The organism is Paracoccus rhizosphaerae (assembly GCF_026162645.1).
Lineage (GTDB): Bacteria > Pseudomonadota > Alphaproteobacteria > Rhodobacterales > Rhodobacteraceae > Paracoccus > Paracoccus rhizosphaerae.
The window spans coordinates 1-6521 of sequence record NZ_JAOTBE010000106.1 but is presented as its reverse complement, the minus strand read 5'-3'; the positions used below and the strand labels follow the sequence as shown (position 1 = coordinate 6521).

At 62.9% G+C, this 6521-nt stretch carries 6 protein-coding genes and 2 pseudogenes; 3 read left to right on the top strand and 5 right to left on the bottom strand.

From position 1 onward, the window contains the following. The first annotated feature begins 310 nt into the window (after positions 1–310). Positions 311–997 carry a hypothetical protein gene (locus OC184_RS19060; RefSeq protein ID WP_265508731.1) on the top strand — a complete coding sequence of 229 codons (687 nt, stop codon included), beginning with the start codon at positions 311–313 and terminating at the stop codon, positions 995–997. Between the two features lie 382 nt (positions 998–1379). On the opposite strand, the gene OC184_RS19055 is transcribed toward OC184_RS19060, so the two are convergent. The 3 genes from OC184_RS19055 to OC184_RS19045 all read right to left on the bottom strand — a co-directional run bounded on the left by OC184_RS19055 (position 1380) and on the right by OC184_RS19045 (position 3492). Then, the gene (locus OC184_RS19055; protein WP_265508730.1) at positions 1380–1991 is read right to left on the bottom strand and encodes a LysE family translocator; all 612 of its coding nucleotides are present in this window, start codon (positions 1989–1991) and stop codon (positions 1380–1382) included. Continuing rightward, positions 1988–2695, bottom strand: coding sequence for a B3/B4 domain-containing protein (locus tag OC184_RS19050; RefSeq protein WP_265508729.1), 708 nt, complete (start codon positions 2693–2695; stop codon positions 1988–1990). The genes OC184_RS19055 and OC184_RS19050 overlap by 4 nt, the downstream gene beginning before the upstream one ends. 71 nt (positions 2696–2766) lie before the next feature. Then, the gene (locus OC184_RS19045; RefSeq protein ID WP_265508728.1) at positions 2767–3492 is read right to left on the bottom strand and encodes a helix-turn-helix transcriptional regulator; all 726 of its coding nucleotides are present in this window, start codon (positions 3490–3492) and stop codon (positions 2767–2769) included. A gap of 311 nt (positions 3493–3803) precedes the next feature. Between OC184_RS19045 and OC184_RS19040 the strand changes: the two genes are divergently transcribed. Beyond that, on the top strand, positions 3804–4436 hold the full coding sequence (locus tag OC184_RS19040) for a tyrosine-type recombinase/integrase (RefSeq protein WP_265508727.1): 633 nt from the start codon (positions 3804–3806) through the stop codon (positions 4434–4436). Positions 4437–4567: 131 nt separating this feature from the next. On the opposite strand, the gene OC184_RS19035 is transcribed toward OC184_RS19040, so the two are convergent. Then, on the bottom strand, positions 4568–5077 hold the full coding sequence (locus tag OC184_RS19035) for an MgtC/SapB family protein (RefSeq protein WP_265508726.1): 510 nt from the start codon (positions 5075–5077) through the stop codon (positions 4568–4570). A gap of 94 nt (positions 5078–5171) precedes the next feature. Here OC184_RS19035 and OC184_RS19030 point away from each other — a divergent pair. Further along, positions 5172–5366 (top strand): annotated as a pseudogene (locus OC184_RS19030) (integrase); the annotation flags it as partial. Positions 5367–5573: 207 nt separating this feature from the next. Here the strand turns inward: OC184_RS19030 and OC184_RS19025 are convergent. Continuing rightward, positions 5574–6463 (bottom strand): annotated as a pseudogene (locus OC184_RS19025) (serine hydrolase domain-containing protein). Between the last annotated feature and the right edge of the window lie 58 nt (positions 6464–6521).

Genomic DNA, 6521 nt, shown 5'->3' with positions numbered 1-6521 from the left:
CCGACGGGCCGGTGATCACGGATGTAGATCCGTTTCTCTGCGACCGTGTGTGCGCCCGCGCCGTTTTTAAAAACTCGATCTCGAGCGCCTGACGGCCGACAAGCCGTTCGAGCGCCGCGATTACGCTCTTCTGCCAGCGATCGCCATGCAAATCCAAGGGACCCCGCGGTCTGGGCTGATCACGGATCAGACTTACGACTGGCTCTTAGAAAAGGCCCCTAACCTTGTCCGTCTTGCCAGCAACTCCGCCGCGGGTGCCGGAATTGCGCACAAGGAGCGAAATTCTGGTGCCGATGATGGAGCGGGTGACTTGCCGGGCTTCCTTAACGCCCTGAGCGACGCAGGTCGCAAACTGTCGATGCAGTTCCCTGATGAAGAGGCACCGCGGAAGGGAGAAGCCCTGCGTGCCAAGGTGGATGCCATCACCCAAGGGGTGCGACAAGGCCAGGAGCGGGAAAAGAACCTTGCGGCGCTCCTTGGAGTCCGAGTTCATGTTCTTGACGTTCTCGCCAAGGCGCGAAGGATTGCGACCGAGGTGGAGAGGGCTTTGCTTGAGGCGACGTCGCAGTCCGAAGCGGGGTTCGAGCGCCTCGACGGGTTAGGACCCTATGAGGTCGCACGGAATGCGGACGACTTCGGGAAGCGGCTTGTCGGAGCGTCCAAGAAGGTAATCCATTCCCAAAGACCGAGTGCTTATGTTCAGCAGACCAATGATACGGATGACCGGCTGAGCGTCTCGGAGTTGGCCGTGGTCGCCATGCTCTGCGACATCGACCCGTTCCTGATCACTGCGCAGCATGTTCTGCTTCACGACGAACTGATTGCCATGCGCCAGGTCGGACGTGCGTTTAGGAGCGAGCAGTTCAACCGAACATACTTGCTCCATCTTGAAACTTTACGCCGAGAATATAGTGGTGACACTCCTCTGGGACAGCAGGAAATTCTCCAAGTCTACTTAGGTTTTCCGGAACATTTGATGTTCGAAGCAAGAGGCTGATGAATGAAGGGATGAAAAGCCGCGTGCAGCGTCAACCGCAGTGATTGTGCTTTTCCATTGTCTCTGACCCCGGATCAAGCGCAGATGCACCGCCTCTTGGGCGGCGCATTGTTGACAGGATCCTTACCTGGAGGCAACCGAGCGACCCAAAGTCACATCACCTGCGGCGGATAAGTCGCCAGTTGACGTCGCCACGTTCCTGAAGAACACGCAAATGAACGTCTAGCGACAAAATGCGGCCCATTGCTGCCAGACAGTCCCGGTCTTGCGCCGCCCTGTAGCATCCCCAGACCGGACGTTCGTGCCTGGCGCAGCGAGATCTAGCAGGCACAGTCTGCTCTGCGGGACCAAGCGGTCAATCCCGTAAGTCCCTCCGTCGCACTCAGCGCAGCGTCAGGGCCAGTTGCACCGCCAGACCGGCGAAGGCGAGGGCGAAGCCACGCCGCATCCAGATCTGCACCGGAAGGCTGGACAGGACATGGCGGCGCATGAAGGCGGCGCCGGCCCCGTAGGCGGCGAAGACGATGAAGGTCAGGGCCATGAAGACAAGGCTCAGCGTGATCATCCGAGTCAGGCCGCGCGGCTCATTCGGGCTGACGAACTGGGGCAGGAACGCCAGGAAAAAAAGCGAAAGCTTGGGATTCAGAAGATTGATGAGAATGGAGGTCATGATGACCTTCCCGATGCCCGCCCCGGTCGCCCTGCCGTCAAAAGGAAGCGCGCCGCGCGCCCGAAACATGGACCACGCCATGAAGAGCAGATAGGCCATGCCCAGATATCTCACGATCTCGAATGCCGCAGGGTTGGTCGTCATCAGCGCGGCCAGGCCGCTGATGGCGGCCAGCATATGCGGAATGATCCCAAGCGTGCAGCCCAGGGCCGCCACGAGGCTGGCCCTCGGGCCGGCGGTGAGGCCCGCTGCGATGGTGTAGATCGCGCCCGTGCCAGGAGAGGCGACGATAAGCAGCGTAGTCAGAAGAAATTCCGGCGTCATCGCGTGATCGCCCCTGCCAGGATCGTCCCCGTGACGGTCGCTCCCCTCCACATCGCCGCGATCGCGCGGGCAAGCTCGGCCGTCAGCGCTGTCAGATCGGCGCCGGCCGTCTCGTGCAGCGCTTCCATGACGATGAGGGCGGTCGTCGTCTGCCGGCGGATTGCCGAATAACCACTCTGGCGGTGGGTCCAGCGTCGCGAATGGGCGCGAGCCGACGCATCGACGAAAACGACCTCGCCGGGCTCGGGGTGCTCGAGCCCGCCATCGAAGCGTTCGAACCGCTCATTTCCCTGTGCGGGACGAATGGTCATCGCGCCCGCGACCCGGTCGAGATCGAAGACCGCAACGGGGATCGCGAAGGCCAGCGAGGCAGCGTTGCACAGGTCGATCAGGGGATGGAGGGCAGGCGAGTCCCCCTCCTTGCGACGGCGGCGCAGCAGGGCCTCGGCCGCGCACCGATATTGGGTCGGCCGCAGCCCCATCGTGGAAAGGGCCCGGCGCCACGCCTGGATCTCGGGAAAGGCCGCTTCGTCGGACTCCTGAAGGCGCTGGTCGGCGCGGACCTGCAACGCGGCGATGTGGTCGGCCGGGTCGCCGGCCTGATCGATGCCCTGGGCCAGCAAGGCGCGACTGTTCAGCTGCGGGAACAGGCTCAGGATGGCTGGGCTGTAGGCGATGGACGGGAATGTCGTTGAGGTCGGCATGGGCGTGGCTCCGGTGATGCCCTGACGACTTGCCTGCGGCTAGCCCAACCTGTCTTGAACGAAATTGCGCTTTATCGCTGCGCAGCTGCGTAGCGCCCCGGTGAGATGCCGTAGCTTCGGATAAAGAGGCGCGTCATGTGGCTCTGATCGGAAAAGCCCGCGGCCTGCGCGACATCGGCGAGGGCGTCGCCGGCGGCGATCATCCTACGGGCTAGATGAAGCCGCCGCTGCACGAGGTAGGCATGCGGCGTCAGCCCGGTGATCCGGGCGAAGCCGCGCAGCAGGTGAAACCGGCTGACGCCGCCGAGGTCGGCCAGCTCGGCCAATGTCAAAGGGGCTGCCGGATCCTCATCAATGCGTGCCCGAGCGTCGGCGATCGCGGCGGGAACATGCACTTCCTTGGGTCGCGGGCGATCGGTCAGGTGCGCCAGAAGCAGCACCAGCGCCTCATGATCCGCAATCTCGCTTTCGCTACCATGAACATCCGTGACGGCGGAAAAGAGCCTGCGGAACTGGTCGGCTGCGCAGGGATCGCGCAGAGCGGGGTGCGACAGTTCCATCGCAGGCACTGCGCCCTCGGCCAGGATCTCCATGGCGTCCGTGATGACGATCGGTTCGAAATAGAGCATCTGCCACGCCCGGCCGCCCTCCCCAAGCGGCGCACCGTCATGCACCTCGCCCGGATTGACTGCGATCAGGTCTCCGGCTTGCGCCTCGACGGTGCCGCGCCCGCTAGACGAGGTTTGCGCGCCGCGCAGGATGACCCCAATGCCAAACTGGTCGTGGCTATGCCGCATGAAAGCGCGCGGCGTGTCCGCCGTTACGGCCGAGACGCCCTCAACGCGGCAGCGGCTTGCCCTGAACAAGTCGTTCTTCATAGCTTCCAAAGGCGCGCCCGATGCCAGGGGGCACTATAGTCACGGAATGCTGCTGACGCCAACCGGATCGATGCAGGCGCTGTGCAGGAAGCGCCGATTTGGATGCCCACGACCGTCAGCAATGGGCTCCTTGTGCCGGCTTGGGCGCAGACGCCGAGCCTGCGGGATGATATGCTCGTTTTGTCGACACTATCGAAGAAGGGCGGGGTTGGCGGACAGGAGGTGTCACCATGTCCATGGATCTTCTTCCCGCCGTCAGGCCCGCACGCGTCAATTGGAACAAGGGTCGCATTGTCGGTCAGAAGCGGCCGCTCCTACCCCGGCACGTTTGGTCGATCCGGGTCCGGCTTGAAATGCCAGGCAATGACCGCGACTTCGCGCTGTTCAACATGGCGATCGACAGCAAGCTCCGCGGGTGCGACCTCGTGGCCCTGAGGGTCCGAGATGTTTTTTCTGCAGGGCACGTTAAAGAGCGCGCCTCGATGATCCAGAGCAAGACGAGAAAACCCGTCCGGTTCGAGATCACCGATACAACCCGCCAATCCCTGGACCGTTGGATCAGGAACCCCGAGATGATCGGCCTCGAGTTCTTGTGGCCAAGCCGGATCCACGGAAGCGCGCACCTGTCGACACGGCAGTATGCCCGGATCGTTCGGGGCTGGATCATGTCGCTCGGTCTGGAGCCGAGCGCCTACGGCACCCATTCGATGAGGCGCACCAAGGTTGCCCAGATCTACAAGAAGACGGGTAATCTGCGTGCTGTTCAACTGCTGCTCGGCCACACCAAGATGGACAGCACCGTGCGCTATCTCGGGGTGGATATCGAGGACGCGCTGACGCTGTCAGAGGCGATAGACCTGTAGCCATCCTGCCAATCGGCATTATCCGTGCCGGTCGGCCCTTAGCGGCCGGTTGGCCCTGTGAGGTGCTGCCATACAGCTTCTCCGGACCTTCCGTTCAAGCCATTAGCAGCATGCTCGCGAGGAACAATGCCTCAGCGGTCGTCATTCTGCCCCGCGCGCGGTAGATCCGCTTCCGATGCTTTCGGCATGATGAGAGGTATCACGCCGAGGATGATCAGAACGATGACTGCAGATAAGATCGCGGTCGCCTCAAGCCCCAGGCCGGCAATGACACCAATGGCGGCGGTCGCCCAAATGCTCGCGGCTGTCGTCAGGCCCTCGACTTCGCGCTGCTTCGCACGAACTACGATGGCTCCGGCACCCAGAAAGCCGATGCCTTGCACAACGCCCTGCAGAACTCGCGACATGTCCTCGATGGGCATGCCGCTTTGCAGGGGGCCGATGACGAACAGTGCCGCGCCCACGGCAACCAGCATATGTGTTCGTATGCCGGCGCTTCGCCTCTTCCGTTCCCGCTCGTAGCCGAGGATCCCGCCGAGCGCTGCCGCAATCATCAACCTCACCGTGATGCGGGTAATGGTCGACAGGTCCGGGATGTCCGAGAATTCGCTCATGATGGTCAACCAGATCTCTTCCTTCATGGTCGCTTCCTCGTGCTGGTCGCAGAGACTGATAAGAAAACTGGTGTCGTGCAAGTGCTGGCAAATAGAAGCGATCAGCATCCTCTTAGTCAGGAGTCGTCTCCACAACAGTGCGCATCTGTCGACGAGGCTGTATGCGCGCATCTATTACGTCCCTTGGGCTTGAGCCGAGCGTTTATGGCACCCACTCAATGCGCCGGACAAAGGTGGCACAGTATGCAGAAAGACCGGTAACCTGCGCGCGGTTCAGCTACTGCTGGGTCACACCAGGATTGACAGCACAGTTTGACACCTCGGTGTCGATCTTGATGACGGGCTGACGCCGTCAGAGGCGACAGACCTGTAGCCGTCCTGCTGATCGGCACTATTCTTCCCGGTCGGCCCTTTGCGGTCGGTCGTAGCGTGACGGACGCCCCATGGTGCCTCTCCAAACGGGACTTTCGTGCCTCGCGAAGCGAGATCGAGCAGGCACGGTCTATTCTGTGAGACGAAGCCGTCACGGGGCTCCACCGGCGTCGACCGCCGCAAACTCGGCCACGCCCTCATCGCGGCCGTCGGTGAAGCTCGCCACGGTGATGGGTCTCAGCCGGTCCGGGAAGTGATAGACCGCGTTCACGCTGAAGGGTCCTCCCCCCGAATGCCCGAACGCGCGTCCCGCTCCTCCCATGCGGCCGATCATGAGGCCGAGGCCATAGCCGCATCCCGTCCATGGCCGTCCCTCGATCGAGCCGCCGACCGGGATCGCGGCCAGCATCTGTCTGAGTGACGCCTGTTTCAAAAGCCGCCCCTCGACCAGCGCCTGCAGCAGTCGTGCGGCGTCACCGGGGGTCCCGATCAGGCACCCGTGGTAGACCCATCCCGGATGATAGCGCCGCGCGGCCGTCCAATGCACGCGTGCGAAAGGTTCCCGGTCGGTCGCAAGCTCCAGACTTGCAAGCCCGAGCGGCACGCTGATCATCTCCCTGACCAGCGCCGCGAAGCTTGACCTGCGGCCTCCTCCACCCGCTCACGTGCCAGCATGTAGCCTATGTTCAAATAGGACCAGCCGCGGCCTGGCGCGAAGCGCATGCCCTGCGCCATGGCGGCCGCCAGAAGATCGCCCCGCAGCCACGGCTCCTCATCGTCCTGGACGGCCTGATGATAGGCTGGAAGCGTGCCGTAGTCCGGCAGACCAGACATGTGGTTGAGGAGCTGGCGCACGGTAAAACGCTCCTCCCCCAGAGGCTCGTCCAGATCGATCTTTCCGTCCTCGGCCAGCCTCAGGGCGCAAATCGCGATGACTGTCTTGGTGAAGCTCCAGTAGGGCAGCAGCGGGGCGCCGTCCGTTAGCGTCCGAGGAGCTGGTGTAATTTCGTCGCCGCTGGCGGTGTGATCCCGGGTGGCCATCGAGGTGTAGGATCGAGGTGGAGTTTGGCGACTTCAACCACGGACCTTACGGAGACCC